The organism is Bradyrhizobium sp. USDA 4353, from assembly GCF_054063215.1.
The window spans coordinates 4,177,501-4,200,616 of record NZ_JBSSGB010000001.1 but is presented as its reverse complement, the minus strand read 5'-3'; the positions used below and the strand labels follow the sequence as shown (position 1 = coordinate 4,200,616).

Genomic DNA, 23,116 nt, shown 5'->3' with positions numbered 1-23,116 from the left:
TTGGTCCGTCACCGAAAAACGCGGTGACGGTGACACCAGCGGACGAACACATAGATCGACCACACGCGCGACCAATAGATGCCGGGCGCGCCGTTGAGGAAGGCTTGCCAGAGCCGCGCGACAGTGGCCGGGTTCAGGCCGACCGGCGCGATCGCCTGGGAATCACGCAGCGTCCGGTCCATGGCCTCCTGCAAGCCGCGACGGATCCAGCGATCCATCGGCAGCACGAAGCCGCTCTTCGGCCGGTCGAACAATGTGAGATCGAGACCACGCAAGCCGATGCGCCTCAGCATCGCCTTGCTGCGCAGGGGCTGATAGCGCACCTCGTCGGGCAGCCGGTCCACGGTTTCGAACAGCACCTGATCGACCAGCGGCACGCGCTGCTCCAGCGAGGCTGCCATGCTGGCCACGTCATTGTCGCGCAGCAGCCGCTCGCCGAGGAACAGGCGCTGCTCCATGACGCTGATCGCCGACAGCGGCGTGCGCCCGCGGGTCTCCGCCGTGATCTTCGCCCGCATCGGCGCCGACAGGCCGTCGTTCAGCGTCGCGACCAGGTCCGGCGCGAGCAGCTCGCGCTGGAAGTCGGGAAGGAACAGCGCGTAGGCCATCTGATACAGCGCCAGCAGATCATCGCCGCGGCGGACCATCTCCGGAAGCTTGGCCCAGCGCGTCTGCGGCGCAACCGCGCCACGCGAGGGCGACAGCATCCGCGCAGCCAGCGATGCCGCAGCGACCTTCAAGCCCCCCGGCACCGTCGCCGTCCGCTGTGACCATTGCCGCATGACCGGCAGATCGCGGAACGACGTGTAGCCGCCGAACAGCTCGTCACCGCCGGTCCCTGACAGCGCCACCGTGAAGCCAGCGCCGCGAATGGCATGCGACATGTAGTAAGCGTTCAGGCCGTCGAAGGTGGGCTGATCCAGGCTGTCGAGTGCAGCCTCGAGATTGTCAACGAAATGCTGCTCGGTCAGCACCACCTCGTGATGCGCGGTGCCGACGGCGTCCGCAATGCGCCGCGCGATCGGCCCCTCATTGAGCTCCTGCTCCTCGAAAGCGAGCGTGAAGGTATGGATCGGCTGTGTCGCGGCACGCTGCGCCAGATTGGCCATGACCGACGAATCGATGCCGCCGGACATAAAGACCGCCAGCGGCACGTCGCTGGCGAGATGCAGCCGCAGCGTCTCCTCCAGCACGGCGGCGAGCTCGTCCTCCTCCATCACCTGATCCGGCGCATGGCCGCGGATCGCCCAATAATCCTCATCGCGCAAAACATTGCCGGCGCCGTCGAACGCCGTCAGACGGCCGGGCGACAACAGCGCGACACCCTTCACGGCGGTGCCGGGACCGGCGACAAAGCCGTTCCAGACAGCGCTCGCCACCGCCTGCGGATCGAGCTGCGGCTTGCCGAGAAGGCCCGAGGCCAGCAACGCGCGCAGCTCGGAGGCGAAAGCCAGCGACCAGCCGGCATTCGGAGTGTCCGGACGCGCCACATAGAGCGGCTTGATGCCGAGGGGATCGCGGGCGAGCAGCAGTTGGCGCGCATTGGGGTCCCAGCAGGCGAACGCGAACATGCCGCGCAGCCAGCTCACCGCCTCCGGCCCGTGCAGGCCGAGCGCACGCAACATCACCGCGGTGTCACCGGTCGAGCTGAAGTGCTGCCCCTCTCCGATCAGCCGCTGCCGCAGATCAGCATAATTGTAGATCTCGCCATTGAAGACGATGACGTGACCGGTGACGGAGTCCGTCATCGGCTGCACGCCGGCGGGCGACAGATCGAGGATCGCAAGCCGGCGGTGCGCCAGCAGCGCGCCCCAGCCGCGCTCGTCCGGCTCCGAGGTCCACGTTCCCCCTGCATCCGGGCCGCGGTGGAGCATGGCGTCGTTCATCCGCTGCAGCGCTGCGCGATTGTCGTCATCGACGCGGCCGATGATCCCGGCAATGCCACACATCAGAGCAATCCACCTGCCATATGCGAGGTTACGAACGATTGTCGGCTTGCACGATCATCGCTGCGCTGAGGTCGAAGCCGCGGTGCCTGACGACCACGACGCCAGCGCCTCGGCCGGCACCGGCGCAGGACCATAGGTACGCGCGAGACATTGCTGGTAGTCGAGCGGCGGCGTCCAGCCGAGCGTCTCCCTCAGCTTGCGATTGTCGAAGCGCAGCGGCTTGAGCATCGCATCGAACTTCTTGGGCGTGAGGATCGCGGGCACCTTCGTTGCGCGCCTGAACACCGTGGCGAACGCCAGCCGCACCGCCGCGCTGGCAAGCCAATGCGGTATCGGCAGCCGAAAGCCGCGCGTGCCAGTGCCGCTGATGTAGTCGGACAGATAGGTCCAGACGCGCTCGCCAGGGCCGTCAACGATATTCAGCGTCTGCCCCTTCGCACGCGGATCGAGCGCCGCCAGCGCGAAGACATCGGCGCAATTCTCGACATGGGTCATCGGGATGCGTGTCAACGGACCGATCACGACGTGATGCCGACCGATCTGCTGGCCGAGCGCGGCGAGATAGCCGTGATCCCGCCCCCAGATGAAGCCCGGGCGAAGCACGGTGAGGTCCCAGCCATGCGTCTCGGCAAGACGGCGCGTCACCCGCTCCTGCCACCATTTGGCGACGGTGTAGCCGCCGCGCGTGTAGACGTCCGGCGTCTGCTGCAACGGCGCGGTCTCATCGAGGACCTCGCGCGTTGCCGTGTAATCATAGACGGAGAAGCTGCTGCACAGCACGAGCCGGCGACAGCTACTGCTCGCCATCGCCTCGAGCAGCCGCTCGGTTCCGCCGACCGTGCCGGCGAACTGGGCATCCTCTCCGCCGGACACCACAGCGGCCAGATGAATCAGCACGTCGACATTGTCGAAGGCACCGGCGAGCTCGCGCGAGGTGCGGAGATCCGCCCTCACGATATCGACCGAGGCCGGCCAGCCCAGCGGCTCCACACGGGTTGCGGGACGCACCATGGCGCGCACCGTGATGCCGCGCGCGAGCAGCGCGTTCACCACGTGACGGCCGAGAAAGCCGTTGGCGCCCGTGACGAGAGCCCTCATATCGCCAGCTCCTTCATCTCGACCCGCTCTATGGGCTTCATCGCCTCAACCATCCGATTGACCGCGAGAACGTCCTCGGCGGTGATCGGCAGCGGCGCCCGCGAGCCGAGCGCCTGATAGGTGCGAGCGAGAAACTCCCACAGGCCCTCATAGGCGCCGGGCCCCTTGAACTTGCGCAGCAGGGTCGACAGCGCGGCACGGCGGATGTCGCTGCCCTCCTCCAGCCCGCTGAAGAACGGGCGCAGCGGCTTCGGCACGTTGCGCGGGCCGTCGAAGGTGAGCCGGGTCTCGAACAGATTGGCGGTCGCCTGCATCCGCTCGCCATAGACCCGCAGCCAGAACGCATCCGGTTGCGCGCTGGCGCTGAAGCCGAGCGTCGCGGTGCCGCGTTCGGCCTCGACCACGCAGCGAAACTCGTCGAACGGCAGCGGCGACGGCTTGCGCTTGCTCCAGACGGTCTGCGCGCTGCGATGCGGGCCGACAAAGGCGTGCGCCAGCGAGGCGAGATGCGGCAGGAAATCGGCGATCGCGCCGCCGGCCAGATTGAGCGCCGGATGTGGCGCATTTGGATCAGCAAAGCCATCGGGGCCGAGGATGTCGAGACAGATCAGAACGTCGACATGGGTGACGGCTCCGAACGCACCGGTCTCGATGCGGCGCAGGATCTCCTGCGGCGCACTATTGAAGAGGTAGTTGTAGTCCTCGACGACGTGGCGGCCGACCTGCCTCGCCCGCAGCGCCAGGGTCTGAAGCTCCTCGAAGGTCGAGGTCGCCGGCTTCTCGACGATCACATGTGCGCCGGCTTGGAGCGCATCGATCGCCAGCCGGAAGTGCGAGGTCGGCGGCGTCGTGACATGCACGACATCGGGTCGCACCGTCTCCAGCATCGTACGGTGATCGGTGAACCAGGACGGAATGGCGTAGCGCTCGGCCGCGGCCTCGGCCGTCGCCGGCGACAGATCGCAGATGGCAGCAAGCTGGACGCCGGGGAGCGTGTTGAGACAGGCAAGATGCTGGCGGGCAATCTGCCCGGCCCCGATGAGCGCGGCCTTCATCACGCAGTGGTCTCCAGGATCTCGAGATAGAACTCTTCCAGCGCGCGCGCCGCCGCGCTCCAGGCGTATTTCTCAACGGCCACCTGCCGCGCCGCATGACCAATGCGCGCCGCGAGCCCTGGCTCGGCGAGCAACCGGCTCACGGCGCCGGCGAAGGCGACAGGCTCGTTCTCGATCAGGATGTCGCGGCCGGGGACCGCCTCGATCCCCTCCGCGCCGAGGCTGGTCGAAACGATCGCCTTGCCCATCGCCATGGCTTCCACGATCTTCAGCCGCGTGCCGCCGCCGAGCCGCAGCGGCACGACCACCGCCGCGGCCTCAGAGAGATGCGGCCGGAGATCCGGCACGAAGCCGGTGAACGCGATCCGCGCGCCGGCAAGCGCGAGCAGCGATGGCGGCGGCCGGCCACCGATGATTTTGCAGCGCGCGTCGGGATGTCTCGCAGCAATCAGAGGCCAGACGTCCTGGATGAAATGCGTGACGGCGTCGATGTTCGGCACCGTCGCCAGCAGCCCGAAATACACCACGGTGCGTCCATCGGGCTTTGGGTCCGTGCTGCGCGGCTGATAGAAATCGATATCGGCGGCGTTGGGGATCACCGCGGTGCGAATTTGCGGGAGATCCTGACGCAGGCGCGCCTCGTCGTCGGTGCTGCAGAGATAGACGCCGTCGGCCTGCCCGTAGATTGCGAGCTCCTCGCACCTGAGCTTGCGCCAGTTCGCACCGGCATAGAGCCGGCGGCCGAGACTGGCCCCGGTTGCCGCGAACTGGCGGGCCAGATCGTAGGCGATCTCATGCGAATCCACGATCAGCCGCGGCGGCATCTCGCCCGCCGGCGCCTGCCGGAACAGGCAGTGGCCGAGATAGGGAAACTCGAGATTGACGATGTCGAACCGCGTCGCATGCAGCACCTTGTTCAGCACGCGCTGCAACTCCGGCAGCGCGACACGCAGGCGGTCGAAGCTCGATGGCGACACCAGCGAGCGCAATTGCAGCAGGCGCTTGGACAGACCGTCACGGCCAAGCGGGTTGCGCACCAGCACGACGTCGCGGCAATAGGCCTGCATCGCGCGCTGACATTCATCGATGTCGAACGCGTCGTCCACCAAGGTCACGGCTGTGAGATCGTGGCGGCGCGCCAGCTGCGTCATCAGCCCGTGCATGCGCGCCTGCGCGCCGAACCGCGGCGGGCTTGCGGGCATGTGTGAGACGCTGAGGATGTTGAGACGCCGCGGGTTCACGACTCCCGACCGGGGACGTCGGCCATTGCCCCGCGCCGGCGGCGCGGGGTCCAATACGTCCGGGGCTGGGGTATCGCTGGCCATCATCATTTAAAATATTTAATCACGGCTATATTATATATCTTATTTAATGCGAGGCGACCATTATCTTGGGCCGCTCACCTGTGCCGTCGCTTCGGCCGGCCGTCACCGTTTCCTCTTCAGATCCTGGATGATCGTACCTGCGATCCGCAACGGCTCGACGTGGCGGAACACACCGACGACGATCACCAGATCAACACAGACGCAGAAGCAGCCCGACAGCACCATGCGCATGAGTGACGGGACGCCGGCGAGCAGCGTCGCCTGCAGCCACCAGCCGGCAGCAACGGTTACGACGGCGCCGATCGTCTGCGGACCCACCGCGCGGATCACCAGCGCCGCGCCGATATCGATCGGCCGGCCGGCATACATCACCGACGGCAAGGCGATGACCGAATAGCCGATGACGACGCCCCAGGCGACGCCGGCCGGCCCGAAGGGCAGCCCCGCCAGCACCGCCACGACCTGCGCCACAAGAGAAATGATCCCCCAGGTCTGCCAGCGGTCCGCCCGTCCGAGCGACAGATGCAGCCAGCCTTGCGAGCCTTCGACGACATGCGAGATGCCGCGGAGCGCGATGATGCTCAGCAGCGCACCGGCCGCCCGCCATTTCTGTCCGAGCAGGACGACGGTCAGGTCCTCGGCCGTGACGGACAGGATCGCCGCCGACGGCATCAGGAAGAATGCGAGGATCGACAGCGCCGCCTCGTATTTCTGGCGGAGCGCGGCGGGGTTCGCCTGCAGCTTGCTCAGCGCCGAGCTTCCGACCGCATGCGTCTGATTGAGCGCCGCATAGATCGAATTGTCGTACAGGTTCATGGCGTTCTGGTAGTAGCCGACCTGATCCGGCCGGTAGAGCAGACCGAGCGCGATGCGGTCCACGGCGCGCGACAGCGTATAGGCGACGGTGAAGCCGACGACGTGCAGCCCGAACCGCACCATCGACTTCACTTCGTCGTCAAACACGGGCGTCCCCGGACGCCATGGACAGGCCGACCACGTGCCGATCACGACGCAGATCGCGCTCGTTACGGGACGCAGCACCAGCGCCCAATAGCCGTAGCCTGCCATCGCGGCCGCGATGGCTGCGATCGTTCCGACGAAGGTGCTGAACAGCTGAATCCGACCGATGCGGCCGAACTGCATCGTCCGCCGCAGCAGCGCCATGTGCTGATTGGTCAGCCCCGCCAGCACGAAGGTGACGGCGATGCAGAGCGAGATCGGCAGCAGCCGTGGATCATCGTAGATCCAGGCGATCAGCGGGCTACATGCCGCGACGATCACCGCGACCGCCAGGCCGATGCCGGCGCTGACCCAGAACAATCCGCTCACCTGGGCGGGCGTCACCCGGCTCCGCTGCGCGGTCGCGTCGAGCAGGCCGAAGTCGATCAGCAGCGGCGCGAAGCTCGTCAGCACCGTGACGATGGCGACGAGCCCAAAATCCTCCGGCGCCAGCAGCCGGGCCAGGACGATCGCGGCAATGATCTGGAGCGCGGCATTGCCGTACTGCATGACGATGGACACGATGCCGCCGCGCAAGGCCCGGCGCCCGAGATCGTGCGATTCCCTGTGCTCTTCGAAATAGGCGGCGACGGCTTCCGACATATGAGGTCATCACCTTCAATTATCTGGGATCGCCAACGACTGCGCTGTCGTCGGTCGAGCGGGTCGCCAGCACAGAGCGTCCCGCAGCAAACGGTGTTCGCTCGAAATCATCGCGTCCGTGAGAGACGCAGCAATACAGGAGCAGCGATGACGGTCCATTGTGGCGGAGAAAAGGATTTAAATCCTCATTTCGCCAATAATACCGCCTCGCGATTTAAATCTGGAATCGTGGACGGACCACGGCCATCGACCATCTCGGCCAGCGCCCTGAGCCGTTCCTTCCGGGCCGCGACGCCCGGGAGCGGCTGCAGGCCCGTCGCCGCCAGGATGGTTTCCCATCGATAGACCCAGTCGTGACGCAACAGCGTCTGCACCATGCCGGTCCGCCGCATCGTCTCCTGGCGCTCCCGATCGCGATCCAGCTCCGTGATCACTCGATCGATCTCATCGGAGGTGTGAGGCACGTGGACCATCACATCGGGCCAGTCGAACAGTCTCGGAAACAGCTCGTTGTCGGGGCGCTCGCCCAGCATGATGGCGCCCGCGGCCGCGCCTTCGAAATAGCGGTAGCCGAACTCCACCTGCCGTCCTGTCTCGCCCGGCTCGTCGAACTTGCCGGGATTGACGAGGAAATATCTGCTGCGTTTGGCGAGGTTGGCGACCTGGGCCCGATGCTCTCCGAGGTCGATCGCCTGGCTGCCGCTGATCGTGTCGTGAAGATAGAACAGGCCGCTGTCGCGGGCCGTGGCGAGCAGCTTCTGATGGATCACACGGGATCGGCGCCCCATGCTGAAGACATCGATGACCCGCTCCGGCGGATCGGGATAGGGACAGAACTTGATCGCATCGATCGCGAGCGGCAGATGCGTACAGGCGTGCCCGATCTCCTCGCTGAGCGGCTTCACCGTGCCGATCTGGAACGGCATCACGATGTCGAACTTGGCGAGCACCTTCAGGAAATGGCGGTGCTTGGCGATCTCCTTGACCCACATCTCGTCGAGCAGACACACGGATGTCCGGCAAGCACCACGCAGATCCTCGATCACGTCGAACATGATGAGGTCCTGCGGAAAGCCGCAGATCGCGAACAGGACATCATATTGCCGGTCGGCCGGAATGCGCGGCAGGCCCGGGTTGAGCAGCACCGGCGCATGATAGCCCAGCCGGGTCGCAAAGCTGGCCCGCCGGCTCAACGGATCCAGCGTGGGCGCGAGCAGTTCGGCAGAGTCGATCTCGCAGATGACGTCCTCAAGCTCGACATGCGGGCCGCGATTGAGCGCTTTGCCAAAGATGTTCCGAAGCGAGAAAACCAGGACGCGGGACTTGTCCGATGGCGAGCTCATGGTGCCTCACTTGCCCCTTGCAACGGTCGGATGAGGTCGGCGTCCAATGCCAGCCGTGCCGCCGCCTCCATGCGGGCAAACGGGACGTCGGCGCGGATGGCCATGTCCAGCAGGCTGTGCTTGCCGTCGGCGAGGTTGAGCACCCACAGAAGATCCATCTGCGTCGCCCCGCCCGCTTCGCGCTGGCCCGCAATCGCCCGGTAGAGCCCGCGCCGTCCGAGCTGCGGCTCGCCGCGCCCATCCACGCGCTCGTAGATCCCGTCGCGCTCGAGCAGGTCGAGCACGTCCGCGATCACGGCGTAGGACTGATCGAGGCAATGCGGCTTGACGAAGTCGAGATTATCAGCCGAGGTGTGGTATTCCGGAAACGTCCCATGCACGCCGCGCATCAGGCAGCCGACCGGCAGGTCGAATCCCGGCGAGCAGAACTGCCGCTCGTCATAGCCATACGGGCTGAAGGGCATGATCTCGTAAGCGAGACCGGAGTGCTTGAGGACATGCGCGACGGCGCGGTCGATCGGTGCGCCCTTGCGGCTCTGCTTGTAGTGGAAGCTGCTGGTATCGCCGAGGCAGGTCAGGACGAGGCCATGCTCCACCTCGCCCAGGCGGCTCTCGTTGCGGTCGAGCCAAGCCAGCGCCCCGATCGTCGCCGGCAGAAACAGAAACCGATAGCCGAGCCGCGGCTTCAGCCGCGCCTGCCGCATCGCCAGCGCCGTCATCACCGAGATGCCGGAGAGATTGTCGTTGGCGAGGCTCGGGTGACAGATATGGCAGGTGATCAGCACCTCCTTGTCCGTCTGCCCGGCGACGAAGAGCTCGCCATAGGTCAGGGATCCCGGCGCCAGATCACTGTCGATCTTGACGCGATAGCTGTCGTCCGTCATCTCCCGCCACAGACGATCCGGCAGGCAGAAGCCCCAATCATCGGCATAGTAGCCGGTCCGGTACGGGATCAGCTCGGGCTGCTCAGGCAGCGTGTGAACGTGCTTGGCCAATTCGGCGCGGCTCAGCACGGCGCGTACCGGCTTGCTGTAGCCCATGACATGAAGATTGTTGTCGGCGAAGTCGACGAGACATCGGCCGTCCATGGTTCGAATGGTCGCCCCGCGGATCGTCCATTCCGCTGGCACGTGCCAATCGAGAACCGGAGTCCCGGTGGCGACGTCGTGGACGGTGAGATCGATATGCCGGCCGACGATCTCGAGGGTCTGGCGAACGCCCGCGCCGGTCAGGCTGCGGTTGATCGGAAACAGCTCCGTCACGAGATCGTGGAGATCGATCTCCGGCGTCCGCCCTGGCATCGGCGATGTCAACCTCTCCAGCATCACGCGCCTCTTTCCGGCCGTTGCACCGACGTCGGCGAGCAGGTCAACCATCGCGGTCTGCGCAGTCCGACATGCCGTCTCATGACGCTCACCACAGACGCCGCTCCGCCATCGGCGGCCAGGACGCATCCTTCGCCGACAGCACGGTCACCGGTTGCGGCCAGCGGATGGCGAACATCGGATCATCATGGCGAAAGCCGTCTGACAGCTCCTCCGCATAGTCGACGCCCATCAGGTACTCCACCGTCACGTCGTCGGTGAGCGTCTGAAACCCATGGGCGAAGCCGGCGGGAATGTAGAGCATGCGCGCGGTCGACGGGCCGAGCTCGCAGGCATAGACCTCGCCTCGCGTCGGAGAGTCCGGCCTGATGTCGACGATGACGTCGTGGATCAGGCCTGCCGTGCAGCGGACGATCTTGGCGTCGGGCTTCGGCGCGCGCTGGAAATGCATGCCGCGAACGCTGCCGCGAAGTCGCGTGACCGAGCTGTTGCCCTGGACCGGCTGGAAGGCGATGCCCGCGTCCGCGAAGGTCTTGGCGCACCAGGTCCGCGTGAAGCTGCCACGCTCGTCGGCGCGAACCGTGAGCTCGATCAGGCGCGCATCCGATCCTCCCAGCTGGACAAATCTCATCGTGTCCGCCTAGTCCTCGATCGTCGCCTTCGGCACCGGCACGATGAAGCGGCCGCCCCACCGACGGATCTCAGCCATCTGTGTCTTGATCTCGTTCTTGATGTTCCAGGGCAGGATCAGGACGTAGTCCGGCTTCGCTTCGAAGATCGCTTCCGGCGGCAGGATCGGAATGCGGACGCCCGGCATGTAGCGGCCCTGCTTGGAGGGAGCGCGATCGACGGTGAAGTCGAGAAAGTCGGTCCGGATGCCGCAGTAGTTCAGCAGCGTGACGCCCTTGGCCGGCGCACCATAGGCGACGATCTTCTGGTTGTCGCGCTTGAGCGCGGTGAGCAGCTCGAGGAGAGCGCGCTTGGTCTCCTTGACCTGCTCGTTCCAGGCCACGTAGATCGCGTCGTCGTGCAAGCCATAGGCGCGCTCCCGCGCCAGCACATCGGCCACGTTGGGGCTCTCCGCATGCGATGCGCCGTCGTGGCAGACAAAGAACCTGATCGAGCCGCCGTGAGTCTCAGGCAACTCGACATCGAACACGCGCAGACCAGCACGCGCAAAGATGCGCAGGCCGGCGATCAGGGACAGATACGAGAAGTGCTCGTGATAGATGGTGTCGAACTGGTGCCGCTGCATCAGCGTCAGCAAGTGCTGCACCTCGAAGGTCGCGACGCCCTCGGGAGCCAGCAGGATCTTCACGCCGCCAACGAAATCGTTGATATCGGGAACATGGGCAAGCACGTTGTTCGCCGTCAGAAGATCGGCGGACCAGCCCTCCTCCCGCAGAACCGTCGCGCAATCGCGGCCGAAGAATTCGATCCGCGTCGCAATGCCCTTGGCACGCGCGGCCTTCGCCACGCTCTCGCAGGGCTCGACTCCCAGGCAGTTGATCCCCTTCTGGAGCGAGTATTGCAGCAGGTAGCCGTCGTTCGACGCGATCTCGACGTGGCGCGACGCCGGACCAAGACCGAAGCGCCCGACCATGGCCTCGACATAGCTGCGGGCGTGCTCGAGCCAGGAGGTCGAGTGCGAGGAGAAATAGGCGTAGTCGGCGCGGAAGATGTCCGAGGCCGCCAGCAGGTCGCGGGTCTGTGCCAGGCGGCACTCGCGGCAGACGAACGTCTCGAGGGGATAGAACGGCTCGGCCCGCATGTAATTGGCGGGATCCACATAGTCGTTCGCGACCGGCGAAGCGCCGAGGTCGATCAGCTTGAGGGTGAGATCATCGCCGCAATGCCGGCATTTCGGCGCTGTGCCCACGGCGGTGGGAAGGCTCAGTTCCATGGTGTCTCCACTGTCCTGTCTGGCGAAGCGATAGCTCGGAGGGCAGCCACGTCAGGTCCATTGCAGCCTGTCGTTGATCCTCGCGGTCTCCATGTGGTCCTGCAGGACCTTGAGACGGATCAGATCGGACGAGCGAAATTCGGCATCCTTGAAATTCATCCGCTTCAGGCCGTCGACCAGATTGGTGATCGACTGATCCAGCGTCACCCGCGGCTGGTGATCCGGCGCGAGCGAGCGGTAAAGGCCGAAATCCACCTTGTAGGAGCGGCTGTCGACGGGTGCGGAGGTGTTGATGGACACCGCCGTGCCCGGCACGCGCGAGGCCACCGCGTCGGCGAGATCCTTGACCTGATAGTTGCGGTCATCAGAGCCGGCATTGACGGTGAGGAAGCGGCCGCCATTGTCGGCCGGCCGGTCGATCGCCCAATCGATCGCCCGCGCCATGTCGGCGACGTCGATCAGCGGACGCCAGGGGGTGCCGTCGGACAGCACGCTGATCTGCCGGCGCGTCAGTGCACAGGCGACGAAATCGTTGAGCACGAGGTCGAGCCGCAGCCGATCCGACATGCCGCAGGCGGTGGCAAAGCGCAGGCAGGTGATGGTCATGCCGGTGTCGATCGATGCCAGCGCCTGCTCCGATCCGATCTTCGACTTGGCGTAGGCGGTGATCGGGTTGAGCGGATCGCTCTCCTTGCGCGGCGGGCCATCGGCAATGCCGTAGACGCTGCAGCTCGAGGCGAACACGAAGTTCTTCACGCCGGCAGCGGCGGCCGCCCTGGCGAGCGAGATGGTGGTGTTCTGGTTGATGTCGAGCGTGACGTCCTGGAAGCGGTTGCCCATCGGATCATTCGAGATCGCGGCCAGCTGCACCACGGCATCGTAGCCGCGCAGATCGAGCGACATGTCGCGGACGTCGCCATGGATCTGCTCGTCGAGATATCGCTCGGGAAGAACCGGCGCCCCGGTCAGGCAGTGCGCGAAATAGGCATTGTCGAAGCCGTGCAGCGTGGCCTCCGGCCGCTGGGTCCGCAGATGCCTGGCGACCACGGGACCGACATAGCCCATGTTTCCGGTGATGAGCACTCGCAAAGCCGCTACCCCTTTACGCGAACAAAGCACGATTTAAATAACCGGACGAATTATAAATTATAATATCGCGCCGCGTCCAGCAAATCCGTCACCCGTTTCATTGCGGGCTCCCGAAGTCATGCCAAAGCACAGCAAAGCCGTCGAACAAAGCGGTTTCGCGACATAAGGCGGATGACAGAACGGACCGGCGCGATTTAATTATGTTGCACCAAATTAAATAAATGCCATGAATCGGCCAAACGAGAACCGCAAACCTCGGCAGGTTTCATTCGGACGTTTTGGTTGAAGATTTGAGAGACAAGGCATGACGCTATCCGCCGGCGACTGGGTCGAGATTCGCAGCAAGGAAGAGATCCTGGCCACGCTCGATGCGAATGGGCGGCTCGAGGGCCTGCCGTTCATGCCGCAGATGTTCAAATGGTGCGGCCAGCGCTTCCAGGTCTACAAGCGCGCCCACAAAACCTGCGATACGGTGACCGGATACAACACCGGCGAATGGCTCGGACGTCGCCTGCCCAACGCAGTGCATCTCGATTTGCGTTGCGACGGCGAAGCCTATGGCGGCTGCCAGGCCGCGTGCCTGATCTTCTGGAAGGAGGCATGGCTGTCTCCGGTCGATCCGGCCCAGGCCATGGCGTCCAACCAGGCGCATACCGCGGCTCTCGAGCCGTCCGGCGGATGCAGCGCCCGCGCCGTGTGGGACGCAACCAAGTCGCCCGATCAGGTGGCCGGCAAAGGCCCCCGATATTCCTGCCAGGCCACCGAGCTGCCGAACTACACCCAGCCGCTGAAATGGTGGGACGCCCGGCAATATGCCGAGGACATCGCGTCCGGCAATGTGTCCGCGGGCAAGATGTTCCGCGGCTTCCTCTACTTCGCCTATGTCGGCGCCACCATGGCCCGCCGTCCACGGCTCGGCCGGCCGGCCCGCTGGATCTACGACCGCATCCAATCGCTGTGGGGCGGCGTGCCGTTTCCGCGCAAGCGCGGTGACCTCGCGACCGACAAGGACGCGCCGATCGCGCATCTCGGCCTGCAGCCGGGCGATCTCGTCCGCGTCCGGCCGCACAACGAGATCCTCGCGACCATCGACAAGCAGACCAACAACCGCGGCATGGGCTTCGATGCCGAGATGGTGCCCTATTGCGGCAAGGTCTTTCGGGTCCGCACACGGGTGGAAAAATTCATCGACGAGCGCACCGGCTACATCCGCAGAATGAAGACGCCCGCGGTGATCCTCGACGGCGTCTACTGCCAATCACGCTACAGCGAGAATCGCTTGTTCTGTCCGCGCGGCATCTTTGCCTGGTGGCGTGAGGTCTGGCTGGAGAAGGTGCCGGCGTCGGCCATCGAGCGCCCGCCGGCCGAGGAAACGGTCGAGCTCCCGAGGCGCGCCGCCGGCTGACGGCCGCGCGCCTATGTCTCGAACAAGAGGCGGCGGCGCGCGGACGTCGCAGTCGATCGTTTTGCGCTGATCAGCCCAAGGCCAGCTTGCGGACCACGAACGCCTCCGCATAGCGCTCGGCCGCGCGGCATTCCATGCCGCGGAGCCGGGCCAGACCCATGAAAATCTCCGGGTCGAACCACTGCTTTGAGCGCTGGCTGCCGAAATGCGACATCAGCAGCGCGACCTTCCGCTTCATCACCCGCTCGGAGACAGGCATGTAGATGTTCGGGCGCCCGAGATCGCCGTCCCATTTCGGGATCTCGTATTCGAGGACGAGATGATCGCGGAATGTATTCCAGACCAGCCGGTTGACCTGGCGGTGATCCTGATGCGCATCGTCGCGCCGGTGCGCGAGGATGATGTCGGGCTCGATGCGTCCCTTCAATTCCTCGAACCAGGCCTTGATCGCTTCCCCCTGCTCCGGAAAGAAGCCGTCGCGGAAATTCTTGATCTCGATTGTACGGCCGGCCGCCTCGGCGAGAAAATCATTTGCAGATGCCCTCGCCTCGTCCTCTCGCTCGCCATTGCCGCTCAGCACGCACCAATGCACGTCGAGGCGCACGCCCTGGTCGAGCCAGGTCAGCAGCGTCCCCCCTGCACCGATCTCGATGTCGTCGGAGTGGGCGCCCAGGCAGAGCACCGACAGACGGTCCCCGCGACCGGCGAGCTGCAGCGCCCTCATCCGTTCACCACGGCCGGCAGGTTGGCGCCGAGATGCCAGGGCGTGTCGCCGCGCTCGATCATCTCCTCGAGCACTTGGCGATCCCTGAGCGTGTCCATCGCCCGCCAGAACCCTTCGTAGCGGTAGGCCATCAGGAGACCGCGATCGATCAACCGCTTGAACGGCTGCACGACGAGTTCATCGCCTTCCTCGATATAGTCGAAGATCTCCTTGCGGAAGATGAAATAGCCGCCGTTGATCCAGATGTCGGAATCGTTGCTCGCCGCCATACGGCCGACCTTGCCGTCGGCATCAAACTCGGCGAGGTGAAAACTGATCGGCGGATGGATAGCGATGAAGCAGCCGATCATGCCGCTGCGCTTGAAGCGGTCGATCATGTCCGGCAGCGGCGCATCGGTGAGGCCGTCGCTGTAATTGGCCAGGAAAATCTCCTCGCCCTCGACCAGGTGCCGGACAGCCCGCAGACGCTGGCCGATATTGCGCCAGATGCCGGTGTCGACCAGCGAGACCCGCCAATCCGCCGGGCGCTCGCCCAGCAGCTCGATCTTCTTGCCGAACTGCGAGATCGTGCAGTCGGTCGTCGCAGCCTGGTTGTAGTTCAGGAAATAATCCTTCACCACATTCGCCTTGTAGCCGAGGCACAGGACGAAGTCGCGGTGTCCATACTGGCTGTAATACTGCATCACATGCCAGAGGATCGGCTGATGGCCGATCGGAATCATCGGCTTCGGAACGCTCTCGGAATATTCCCTGATCCGCGTTCCGAGTCCTCCGCAGAACAATACGACCTTCATGGCTCGACATCCTTCAGATGCATAATCCTGGAAATGAGCATCGCGATCCCTCGACCTCGCGGGCCGGCTTGCGCGACCACGCGTGGCCTCGTCGCAATCGAAGCGATGCCCGATGGGCCGATCGATGAAATCAACCGCATGCAATAAAGCCGTCCTTCACCCCAAAATTAATACCTCTATTAAATTCAGTTTTAAATGACATTTTTTGGACCCAGCATTGAAATATCCGCGCGACGGACATTAATCGGCCACACGCATGATGTGGTCGCCGCTGCTCCGGCGCACACCATTGCAGGCCCTAAAATCCGGGCCCAAATCGTCGTCGCGACAACTCCGCGTCTCATTCCGGTATTTCGAGACCATTCGGCGCCAAGAATTAATGCGCCAGCGGATTTTATTTGTTAAATTAAATATTCGATTATATAATCTGCCCAGACCGCTATTTAAACCGAGTTTCGAACACCCTATCCCATGCATTACGTGGATCAGCCCGAGACTCTCGACCGCAACGGCCTGCCGGCCGCCATCCTGGCGGAGCGGCAAGTCCAGGAGCGCAAATGGCCGGTGCATTACGCCGCCGTCGAGCCCTTCGCGATCGCCGCGGACATTGCGACGATCACGCTCTCCAGCGTGCTCTCGGGCTTTCTGTATCACTTGCAGGATGCCGCAGACGCCAACGACGTCAGCAAATCGGTCGGGCTGGCGATCCTGGTCTCGGCCCTGTTCGTATCGCTGATGAAGATCCGCGGCATGTATCGCCCGGCCGAGCTGCTGGTCCTGCCGCGCCAGATCCGAGCGACCTGCCTGACCTGGATCACGGCCTTCCTCGTGCTGGCCGGCGCCCTGTTTGCGTTGAAGATCGGCAGCGAGTTCTCGCGCGGCACGAGCATCGTGTTCGCGATGCTTGGGCTGTCGGCGCTGATCCTCAACCGCCGGATCACGGAATATCTGCTGGTGAAGGGGCTCGCAGAGAAACGGTTCTCAGGACGAAACATCGTGCTGATCACCGACGAGGCGAGCAAGGACAATGCCGGCCTGATCCAGGTGCTCACGGACACCGGGTTCCGCGTCAAGCGGCACTTCCTGCTGCCCGAGCCCGGCGCCGGTGCAGATCAGCGCCAACGGATCGTCGCCAGCGTGATCGATTCTGTTCGCGGCTCCGACATCGAGGAGATCGTGGTCGGCGCCAACCCTGATCCCTGGTCGGATCTGCGTACGCTCGGCGCCGAATTGCGGGTGCTTCCCTTCCCGGTCAGCTTCGTGCCGGTCGGAACCGCGTCTGAGATGTTCAAGCGTCCACGCCGCGAGCTCGGCAGCGCCGTCTGCATCGAGCTGCACCGGGGGTTGATGAGTCCGGTCGAGCACGCGACCAAGCGGCTCATGGACGTGCTGCTGGCGGGACTGGCGCTGACACTGCTCTCGCCGCTGCTGCTGCTGGTCGCTATCGCCATCCGGCTCGACTCGCCTGGGCCGGTTCTGTTCCGGCAGCAGCGCTGCGGCTTCAACGGCCGGGCGTTCCAGATCTTCAAGTTCCGCACGATGTCCGTGCTCGAGGACGGCCCTTCGGTCGTTCAGGCCAGGCTGGGCGACAGCAGGTTCACACGCATCGGAGCGTGGCTGCGCCGCACCAGCATCGATGAGCTGCCGCAACTGCTCAACGTGCTCAACGGGAGCATGTCCCTCGTCGGGCCGCGGCCGCACGCATTGGCCCATGACAATGAGTTCGACAAGCTCGTGCGCAACTACGCGTTCCGGCGCCGCGTCAAGCCCGGGCTGACCGGATGGGCGCAGGTGCATGGCTGCAGGGGACCGACACCGACGCGCGCATCCATCGAGCAGCGCGTCGAGTTCGATCTGTGGTACATTGACAATTGGAGCCTGTCGCTGGACATCGCGATCCTGCTGAGGACGCCGCTCGAGCTGATCCGCGGAAACAACGCTTATTAGCGGACACCCAAAGCTGACGTCGGACCGGCCTAAACTCCAGCCTAGGCAATTGGCAGCATCGGGCGCTTACGCCGAGGCACTGATGCGAACCGCAGCAGCGCGCGCAGCCTCAAAGCCCGACAGCTATGCTCGTGAGGAGAAGAAGGCCTCGAACGAATCAGGCGCGCTGCCGACGGCCTTTGGGCGCACCGCTGCCGTTGATCGCGAACTCCTCGATCCGGCGTCCCGTCTTGATCGCAGCGACCAGCCAGCGCGGCTGCTTGCCGCGGCCGGACCAGGTCTCGGACGTCTGCGGATTGCGGTATTTCGGCAGGACCCGCGGATATTTGCGACGCGCTTTGCCATTGCCGTTGTAGGACGGAGCGCCCTCGCCATTCGTCCCTTCGATTACACCGCGGCTGCGATTCAGGACCGCCAGACGACGTTCGAGCTCGCGCTTTTCCGATGTGATCCTTTCAGCGAGGATCTGGCTGATCTGCTCATGGAGAGACCAGAGGTCATCGAAAGACATCGCCTCGAAATCGATCTTCTTGGTGGACATGCAGCGACCTTTATCTGTGATCTCTATCCTGCCGGATTAATGTCATATAATTCGGTATTTCGATCCGCAAGTGGCTCGCTGTCGGAAAAACTGAATATTTGAGTATATCCGTTCCGGCATCCGATTTGGTTGTAGCTCGATAAAATAGCAACCCGCAACCCTACTCCGATAAATGTGTCGCACGATTCGGACGACATCGCGTGCTTTGAATTCCCCACGTGAAAAAACGCCAAATCGACACGATCGGCAAGGGATTTTCACGTTTTATGGCAGAAGCGCGCCGGAATGACGCGCTCATCGCGACGCGGAATGTTCCTGGGACCATTTGCGCGCGAGCATTTTCCGCCAACGCCCGATGAGGTGCACAACCTATTCGCGCGGCCTCACCGATAACCCGGATCGGGATATTTATGCATCTGCACAAAATGCCAGATAGGGGTTTAATTACGCACGGCACCAGGAATATGCCGCAAAGCGGTCGAGATCCATTCATCTGGACCGACTGAACGATTCGCCGAAGCGGCACGGCGGTGATCGGGAACGAGGAGCCTCCTTCACCGGCGGAGCGCTTGAGCCCGTCTCTGGCGCGACGATGCCGCGGGTAGCCATCGGAACCGGCGGTTACGGATTCAAGAAGGTACGACTCGCGATATCGGCTGATCGTCGGCTCGTCTGCTGCGCGACGTTCCGCACGACATCAGCAGCGCCTCTTCGGCTGTCTGGAGACGACCGGCGCCGCCGGGCTCACCGGCGACCGGCGTTTGCGAAAGGATGACACCGCACAGATGTCGAGCCCGCCGCGCTTGGCCCGCCAATCGGCGGGCACGGCGCCGCTGCCCAGCTTGCCCGCAAAATCGCTCGGGCCCAGCGAGCCGGCTCAGGCAACCTGATGACCACTGCGGACGGCCCGCGAGGCTTATCGCTGTTGCTTGGTCCGGCCCGGCGCGGCGGGACGTGGCACGATCAGGTGAGCCGTGCCGCGATTTCGTCTGGCGGCCACCGGACGGCGGCAGGGAGCAGCGCTACTGCGCTCGACGCGCTTATCGAGGCTGCAGCTGATGGATTGGATTTCGTCGAGGAGCGTGTTGCAGAGCTCGATTTGCGCCATCAGGGCGGCTGGCGTCGAATTGTCCGACGAGCGCAGTCGCAAGCGCGATTTCGCGCTCCGGATCTTGTTCAATGATGTCAGGACGGCCTGGAGGGCGCCCCTGCTTCCAACGTCCAACTCATCGTCACTCAACGCTGTACCAAGCTCGTCACACAAGGACGGACCCCACTCGTTGGCGAGATTTGAGAGATTTTTATCGCACGCCGGCGAAATGCAATCGCGACGACGATCGGCTCCGACGACCGGAATTAAATTAACCACTCGCGACAAGTTAATTTACCATCTGCAAGACAAGACATTAAATGCGTCCGGGAGGAAGCGGCCTGGAGTACAAAATTACCGCACACCCGAAAGTACTTATTAACTACACTTGGTCGGTGACAATTGAAGCTTTAGTTTGTTCGGAGCGCGCCTTTTCGTGTCGCGCCGTGTCGAATGGCGAGAGAAAACATTTAATTTCAGATTGTCGACAACAGGTTACACAACCGGTGAATTTAATGTGTCAGCACCGCCGCCCGCGCTGACGCGCTGCCGCCGAGCGCCCCCAGTCTGTCCGGTCCGCCGCAAGCTGTCCGCCTCACCTCACCATCGTCCGCTCCGGCGCTCCGCAGACCAGGACGCGCCGATGCTGCCAACCATGGGGCGTCTCCACGGCGACGCGCCTGATACAGCCGGGATAGATCGCGAGATTGTAGTGAAAGGGCGTGGCCTCGAACGCGCCGCGGAGCCGGCACAGGCGGCTGAGATCGGGGCCGCACTCGGTGAGCGGATAAAGCCCGCGCGCGGACGCCGGGCCCGACATCGCAACGAAGATGAGCGCGAGCGCGGCGGCCCCCCGGATCACGTTCGACAACGGCATGCTCCCTCAGAGGTGGATCGATAGCGGGCAGTTCATCATGGATGTGTTGAGAATAGACTTGGATGAGGGCTATCGACAACCGGACTGCGGGAGAGGCAGGGCTCTGCGTGCCGTTCGATCGGACAGGGCTGCGTACATGCCCCTGAGTGATCGCGAGCGACTCAGATAACCGTTGCTCAACGGCTTTCTGCCAAGATTTTCTATGGGTTTGGTGAGGTCTCGGGAGTGGCCTCCCCTGCGGCCGAACGGCCGGGGTGCGCGCGGGGGACGACGGTAATCCGGTGAGGGCAGACTGTGACCTAATTAGCACGATCCGGCAAAAGCGGGTGGGGACGAACGGTGGCGCGCTTTCGCCGGGGGTGGGCGCCGGGTAGGTTTGGAACCAAGAGGGACGGCGATCTTCCTCCTTGGGGGAGGGAGTGGCGTGGGGCAACGTGATTTTTTGTCGTATCCGAAAATGCGTTTGACGAGCTTCATCCATTCGCTCGGGTCGTTCGGATCGACCGGCGGCGCCGAATCCCTTGTTCGCCCCGGACCAGCGGCGCCGGGTCGGTTTCGCCGCCTGCGCAGCGGCTCCCACGTTTTAGCGGCGATGGCATGTCTGGCGCTTCTGCCGGCCTGCTCCTGGCTCCCCGGAACGGGTCCGACGAGCGACGCGGTCAGCGATAACGCCACTGCCAGCGTCCGATCGACAACGGCCCTTCCCTATGCCCTGGTCGATGTCAGCTCGGAGACGATCGGCTTCCTGTCACAGCCGAACCTGGTCACGTTCCAGGGCGTCTTTCCGGACAAGCGTCCCAAGCCGGTCCAGGTCGCGGGTGTCGGCGACGTCCTGAACGTGTCGATTTTCGAGGCAGCCCCCGGCGGATTATTCACGCCGCCGACCGCCGCCGGCGCCCGTCCGGGCAATTTCGTCGATCTGCCGGCGCAGGCCGTCGATCAGCAGGGCAACATCCGCGTCCCCTACGCCGGCGAGATCGCCGCGGCCGGCCGCACCCTGCCCCAGATCGAGCAGGAGATCGTCTTCCGCCTGCAGAAGCGCGCGCTCGAGCCGCAGGTCGTCGTCAGCCTGAACCAGCAGCATTCGAGCGTGGCCAGCGTTCTCGGCGACGTCAACACGCCCGGCGTGCTGCCCCTGAACAGCGTCGGCGAGCGGCTGCTGGCCGTGATCGCGCGTGCCGGCGGGCCGAAGCACGAGGCGATCGAGAGCTATGTGACCCTGCAGCGGGATGGCCGGCGTGTCCGCGTGCTGCTCGCTCGCGTCGTGCAGGATCCGCGCGAGAACATCTTCATCCGCCCGAACGACGTCATCTATATCACAAGGGAATCCCCGACCTTCACGGCGCTGGGCGCGCTCAATCAGAACGTCTTCGGCTTCAATTCGGAGATCTCCTTCGACACGGAAACGCTGACCTTGGCCCAGGCGATCGGCAAGGCCGGTGGCCTGAACGACCAGCAATCCGATCCGGCCGAGGTCTTCCTGTATCGCTATGAGGAGCGGCCGCTGCTGCAGAAGCTCGGCGTCGACACCAGCCGCTTCGTCTATGACCGCATCCCGACCATCTATCACATCAACCTGCGCGATCCCTCCGGCATGCTGCTGGCCTCCGGCTTCCAGATGCGCAGCAAGGACGTGATGTATGTCGCGAACGCCAAGGTCGTCGACTACTACAAGCTGCTGACCCTGATCAACAACACGGCGGCGACGACGTCCAACACGGCCGCAGCGGTGACCAACGTCAATACGGCGACGAAGACGAGGTGGTGACGGCCCCGGACCCGGCTTTCGGATGCGGCTCGCTTACGCGCCGGTCTGATCACGGCTCGGGCAACACAGGGACCTGAGCGCCCGCGCCACGTCGGATGCGGCAAAGGCACGTCGCGGGTCGCCTGCTGCTCCCTTGGCGTTGATGCTGTTCGATGTCGCGCTGGCTTTGGCCCAGACAGCCAGCCTCGAACTCAGGCCGGGAGGCTCGGGGTGGTGTTCGGCGTGAGCGGCAGCTCGGCCTCGGCGGTCTCCGGCAGCGTCTCACCACGAATCCCGAGCGGCGGACCGAGCCACAACGCATGTTCCGTATGATCGGCAAGCGGCTGCGTGGTGTTCGGATGAACCAGCACGCTGAGCCGGCCGTGATTGAGCATCAGCCACGGCACCAGCGTCGGAAACACATCGATCGCGAATGCGACCTGATACATCGAGCGCTCATGCGGCCCGACCAGCGCATCATGCCAACGCCCGAGCGTCACGACGAAGCGCTCGCCGATCCAAAGCCGGAGCCGCTCCGCCTCGGCGCGCGTCTCCGGATCATAGTAGATGTGAGCGTGGAAACTCGCGATCTCGCCGAGACGTTGCGGCTCCGATCTCGTAACGGGCTCTCCCATGCTCCATCCTTTGTTCTGGCGATTTGCGACGGCAGCAGATCCAAGCATAGCACCACAATGCCGTTGATGTCGCCGAGCAGCACGCGCGAGCTCTTGCCACCGCTAGACGTCTGACGATGGACACCGAAGCGACAAGCCAGGTTAGCGGATCAGAGGGCAACCTGAGGGCGCCGAATCGCAGCGCGCCGAAACGCGTGCAGGAGCATCGCCCCAAACGACAACGCCGCGCTGAGGATATCAGCGCGGCGTTGTCGTTTGGGGGTGTGAAGAGATGATGTCCTTTGCAGGCCTGGCAGCGACCTACTCTCCCAGGGCTTGAGCCATAGTACCATTGGCGCTGAGGAGTTTAACGGCCGAGTTCGGGATGGGATCGGGTTCAGGCTCCTCGCTAAGACCACCAGGCCGGCGAAGGACATCGAGGATAAGAAGCAAGCCGAAGGCTGTCGCCTTCGTGAGGTCTATTCGTCATCATTTGCAGTGATGGACACTGAAAATGAGAGCAATCAAGCCGATCGAACGATTAGTACCGGTAAGCTGCATGCATTGCTGCACTTCCACACCCGGCCTATCAACGTGGTCGTCTTCCACGGTTCTCAAGGGAATGCTCGTTTTGAGGTGGGTTTCCCGCTTAGATGCCTTCAGCGGTTATCCCGTCCGTACATAGCTA

18 protein-coding genes and 2 rRNA genes (1 of these 20 cut by a window edge) are annotated in these 23,116 nt (G+C 64.1%); 3 read left to right on the top strand and 17 right to left on the bottom strand.

All coding sequences use genetic code 11. The features are described from left to right. Positions 1-8: 8 nt before the first annotated feature. From asnB to ACVILH_RS18775, 10 genes are all read right to left on the bottom strand, one after another. A complete protein-coding gene (gene asnB / locus ACVILH_RS18820; RefSeq protein WP_456714214.1) occupies positions 9-1,949 on the bottom strand; it encodes an asparagine synthase (glutamine-hydrolyzing) in 1,941 nt (646 codons plus the stop codon). 54 nt (positions 1,950-2,003) lie between these two features. After that, on the bottom strand, positions 2,004-3,047 hold the full coding sequence (locus tag ACVILH_RS18815) for an NAD-dependent epimerase/dehydratase family protein (RefSeq protein WP_456714213.1): 1,044 nt from the start codon (positions 3,045-3,047) through the stop codon (positions 2,004-2,006). Continuing rightward, complete coding sequence (locus tag ACVILH_RS18810) at positions 3,044-4,102, bottom strand: Gfo/Idh/MocA family protein (protein WP_456714212.1); 1,059 nt, start codon at positions 4,100-4,102, stop codon at positions 3,044-3,046. The genes ACVILH_RS18815 and ACVILH_RS18810 overlap by 4 nt, the downstream gene beginning before the upstream one ends. Further along, positions 4,102-5,427 (bottom strand): glycosyltransferase family 4 protein, encoded by a 1,326-nt coding sequence (locus ACVILH_RS18805; protein ID WP_456717023.1) that lies wholly within the window; start codon positions 5,425-5,427, stop codon positions 4,102-4,104. Before ACVILH_RS18805 ends, ACVILH_RS18810 begins: the two co-directional genes overlap by 1 nt. Before the next feature lie 102 nt (positions 5,428-5,529). Then, the gene (locus tag ACVILH_RS18800) at positions 5,530-7,029 is read right to left on the bottom strand and encodes a lipopolysaccharide biosynthesis protein (protein ID WP_456714211.1); all 1,500 of its coding nucleotides are present in this window, start codon (positions 7,027-7,029) and stop codon (positions 5,530-5,532) included. A 185-nt stretch (positions 7,030-7,214) separates the two neighbouring features. Beyond that, positions 7,215-8,372 (bottom strand): glycosyltransferase family protein, encoded by a 1,158-nt coding sequence (locus ACVILH_RS18795; protein ID WP_456714210.1) that lies wholly within the window; start codon positions 8,370-8,372, stop codon positions 7,215-7,217. Next, the gene (locus ACVILH_RS18790; protein WP_456714209.1) at positions 8,369-9,697 is read right to left on the bottom strand and encodes a DUF4910 domain-containing protein; all 1,329 of its coding nucleotides are present in this window, start codon (positions 9,695-9,697) and stop codon (positions 8,369-8,371) included. Before ACVILH_RS18790 ends, ACVILH_RS18795 begins: the two co-directional genes overlap by 4 nt. An 88-nt stretch (positions 9,698-9,785) precedes the next feature. Next, entirely contained in the window at positions 9,786-10,328 is a 543-nt protein-coding gene (locus ACVILH_RS18785) for a dTDP-4-dehydrorhamnose 3,5-epimerase family protein (RefSeq protein WP_456714208.1), read from the bottom strand. Between the two features lie 9 nt (positions 10,329-10,337). Beyond that, entirely contained in the window at positions 10,338-11,600 is a 1,263-nt protein-coding gene (locus tag ACVILH_RS18780; RefSeq protein ID WP_456714207.1) for a methyltransferase domain-containing protein, read from the bottom strand. A 51-nt stretch (positions 11,601-11,651) separates the two neighbouring features. After that, on the bottom strand, positions 11,652-12,689 hold the full coding sequence (locus tag ACVILH_RS18775; protein ID WP_456714206.1) for an NAD-dependent epimerase/dehydratase family protein: 1,038 nt from the start codon (positions 12,687-12,689) through the stop codon (positions 11,652-11,654). Positions 12,690-12,993: 304 nt separating this feature from the next. Between ACVILH_RS18775 and ACVILH_RS18770 the strand changes: the two genes are divergently transcribed. Beyond that, entirely contained in the window at positions 12,994-14,094 is a 1,101-nt protein-coding gene (locus ACVILH_RS18770) for a hypothetical protein (protein WP_456714205.1), read from the top strand. A gap of 70 nt (positions 14,095-14,164) precedes the next feature. On the opposite strand, the gene ACVILH_RS18765 is transcribed toward ACVILH_RS18770, so the two are convergent. Next, positions 14,165-14,818, bottom strand: a complete 654-nt coding sequence (locus ACVILH_RS18765) for a PIG-L deacetylase family protein (protein ID WP_456714204.1) — start codon at positions 14,816-14,818, stop codon at positions 14,165-14,167. Continuing rightward, positions 14,815-15,612, bottom strand: a complete 798-nt coding sequence (locus ACVILH_RS18760) for a sugar phosphate nucleotidyltransferase (protein WP_456714203.1) — start codon at positions 15,610-15,612, stop codon at positions 14,815-14,817. Before ACVILH_RS18760 ends, ACVILH_RS18765 begins: the two co-directional genes overlap by 4 nt. 471 nt (positions 15,613-16,083) lie before the next feature. Here ACVILH_RS18760 and ACVILH_RS18755 point away from each other — a divergent pair, with 471 nt between their 5' ends. Then, complete coding sequence (locus ACVILH_RS18755; RefSeq protein ID WP_456714202.1) at positions 16,084-17,559, top strand: undecaprenyl-phosphate glucose phosphotransferase; 1,476 nt, start codon at positions 16,084-16,086, stop codon at positions 17,557-17,559. A 157-nt stretch (positions 17,560-17,716) separates the two neighbouring features. Here ACVILH_RS18755 and ACVILH_RS18750 read toward each other — a convergent pair whose 3' ends face one another. After that, the gene (locus ACVILH_RS18750) at positions 17,717-18,100 is read right to left on the bottom strand and encodes an H-NS histone family protein (RefSeq protein ID WP_456714201.1); all 384 of its coding nucleotides are present in this window, start codon (positions 18,098-18,100) and stop codon (positions 17,717-17,719) included. Positions 18,101-19,785: 1,685 nt separating this feature from the next. Further along, positions 19,786-20,067 carry a hypothetical protein gene (locus ACVILH_RS18745; protein WP_456714200.1) on the bottom strand — a complete coding sequence of 94 codons (282 nt, stop codon included), beginning with the start codon at positions 20,065-20,067 and terminating at the stop codon, positions 19,786-19,788. A gap of 592 nt (positions 20,068-20,659) precedes the next feature. On the opposite strand from ACVILH_RS18745, the gene ACVILH_RS18740 reads away from it, so the two are divergent. Continuing rightward, the gene (locus ACVILH_RS18740; protein ID WP_456714199.1) at positions 20,660-21,835 is read left to right on the top strand and encodes a polysaccharide biosynthesis/export family protein; all 1,176 of its coding nucleotides are present in this window, start codon (positions 20,660-20,662) and stop codon (positions 21,833-21,835) included. Positions 21,836-22,026: 191 nt separating this feature from the next. On the opposite strand, the gene ACVILH_RS18735 is transcribed toward ACVILH_RS18740, so the two are convergent. The 3 genes from ACVILH_RS18735 to ACVILH_RS18725 form a co-directional block, all read right to left on the bottom strand. Further along, positions 22,027-22,449 carry a DOPA 4,5-dioxygenase family protein gene (locus ACVILH_RS18735; RefSeq protein ID WP_456714198.1) on the bottom strand — a complete coding sequence of 141 codons (423 nt, stop codon included), beginning with the start codon at positions 22,447-22,449 and terminating at the stop codon, positions 22,027-22,029. Between the two features lie 287 nt (positions 22,450-22,736). Continuing rightward, positions 22,737-22,851: ribosomal RNA gene (gene rrf / locus ACVILH_RS18730) — 5S ribosomal RNA — on the bottom strand. A gap of 97 nt (positions 22,852-22,948) precedes the next feature. After that, a 23S ribosomal RNA gene (locus ACVILH_RS18725) occupies positions 22,949-23,116 on the bottom strand (it continues 2,674 nt past the right edge of the window).

Coding starts and splice junctions, on each gene's coding strand:
- ACVILH_RS18810 (WP_456714212.1), bottom strand. CDS start 4,102: ATGAAGGCCGCGCTCATCGGGGCCGGGCAGATTGCCCGCCAGCATCTT.
- ACVILH_RS18760 (WP_456714203.1), bottom strand. CDS start 15,612: ATGAAGGTCGTATTGTTCTGCGGAGGACTCGGAACGCGGATCAGGGAA.
- ACVILH_RS18790 (WP_456714209.1), bottom strand. CDS start 9,697: ATGCTGGAGAGGTTGACATCGCCGATGCCAGGGCGGACGCCGGAGATC.
- ACVILH_RS18780 (WP_456714207.1), bottom strand. CDS start 11,600: ATGGAACTGAGCCTTCCCACCGCCGTGGGCACAGCGCCGAAATGCCGG.
- ACVILH_RS18805 (WP_456717023.1), bottom strand. CDS start 5,427: ATGGCCAGCGATACCCCAGCCCCGGACGTATTGGACCCCGCGCCGCCG.
- ACVILH_RS18735 (WP_456714198.1), bottom strand. CDS start 22,449: ATGGGAGAGCCCGTTACGAGATCGGAGCCGCAACGTCTCGGCGAGATC.
- ACVILH_RS18740 (WP_456714199.1), top strand. CDS start 20,660: ATGGCATGTCTGGCGCTTCTGCCGGCCTGCTCCTGGCTCCCCGGAACG.
- ACVILH_RS18750 (WP_456714201.1), bottom strand. CDS start 18,100: ATGTCCACCAAGAAGATCGATTTCGAGGCGATGTCTTTCGATGACCTC.
- ACVILH_RS18745 (WP_456714200.1), bottom strand. CDS start 20,067: ATGCCGTTGTCGAACGTGATCCGGGGGGCCGCCGCGCTCGCGCTCATC.
- ACVILH_RS18785 (WP_456714208.1), bottom strand. CDS start 10,328: ATGAGATTTGTCCAGCTGGGAGGATCGGATGCGCGCCTGATCGAGCTC.
- ACVILH_RS18795 (WP_456714210.1), bottom strand. CDS start 8,372: ATGAGCTCGCCATCGGACAAGTCCCGCGTCCTGGTTTTCTCGCTTCGG.
- ACVILH_RS18765 (WP_456714204.1), bottom strand. CDS start 14,818: ATGAGGGCGCTGCAGCTCGCCGGTCGCGGGGACCGTCTGTCGGTGCTC.
- ACVILH_RS18815 (WP_456714213.1), bottom strand. CDS start 3,047: ATGAGGGCTCTCGTCACGGGCGCCAACGGCTTTCTCGGCCGTCACGTG.
- ACVILH_RS18770 (WP_456714205.1), top strand. CDS start 12,994: ATGACGCTATCCGCCGGCGACTGGGTCGAGATTCGCAGCAAGGAAGAG.
- asnB (WP_456714214.1), bottom strand. CDS start 1,949: ATGTGTGGCATTGCCGGGATCATCGGCCGCGTCGATGACGACAATCGC.
- ACVILH_RS18800 (WP_456714211.1), bottom strand. CDS start 7,029: ATGTCGGAAGCCGTCGCCGCCTATTTCGAAGAGCACAGGGAATCGCAC.
- ACVILH_RS18755 (WP_456714202.1), top strand. CDS start 16,084: ATGCATTACGTGGATCAGCCCGAGACTCTCGACCGCAACGGCCTGCCG.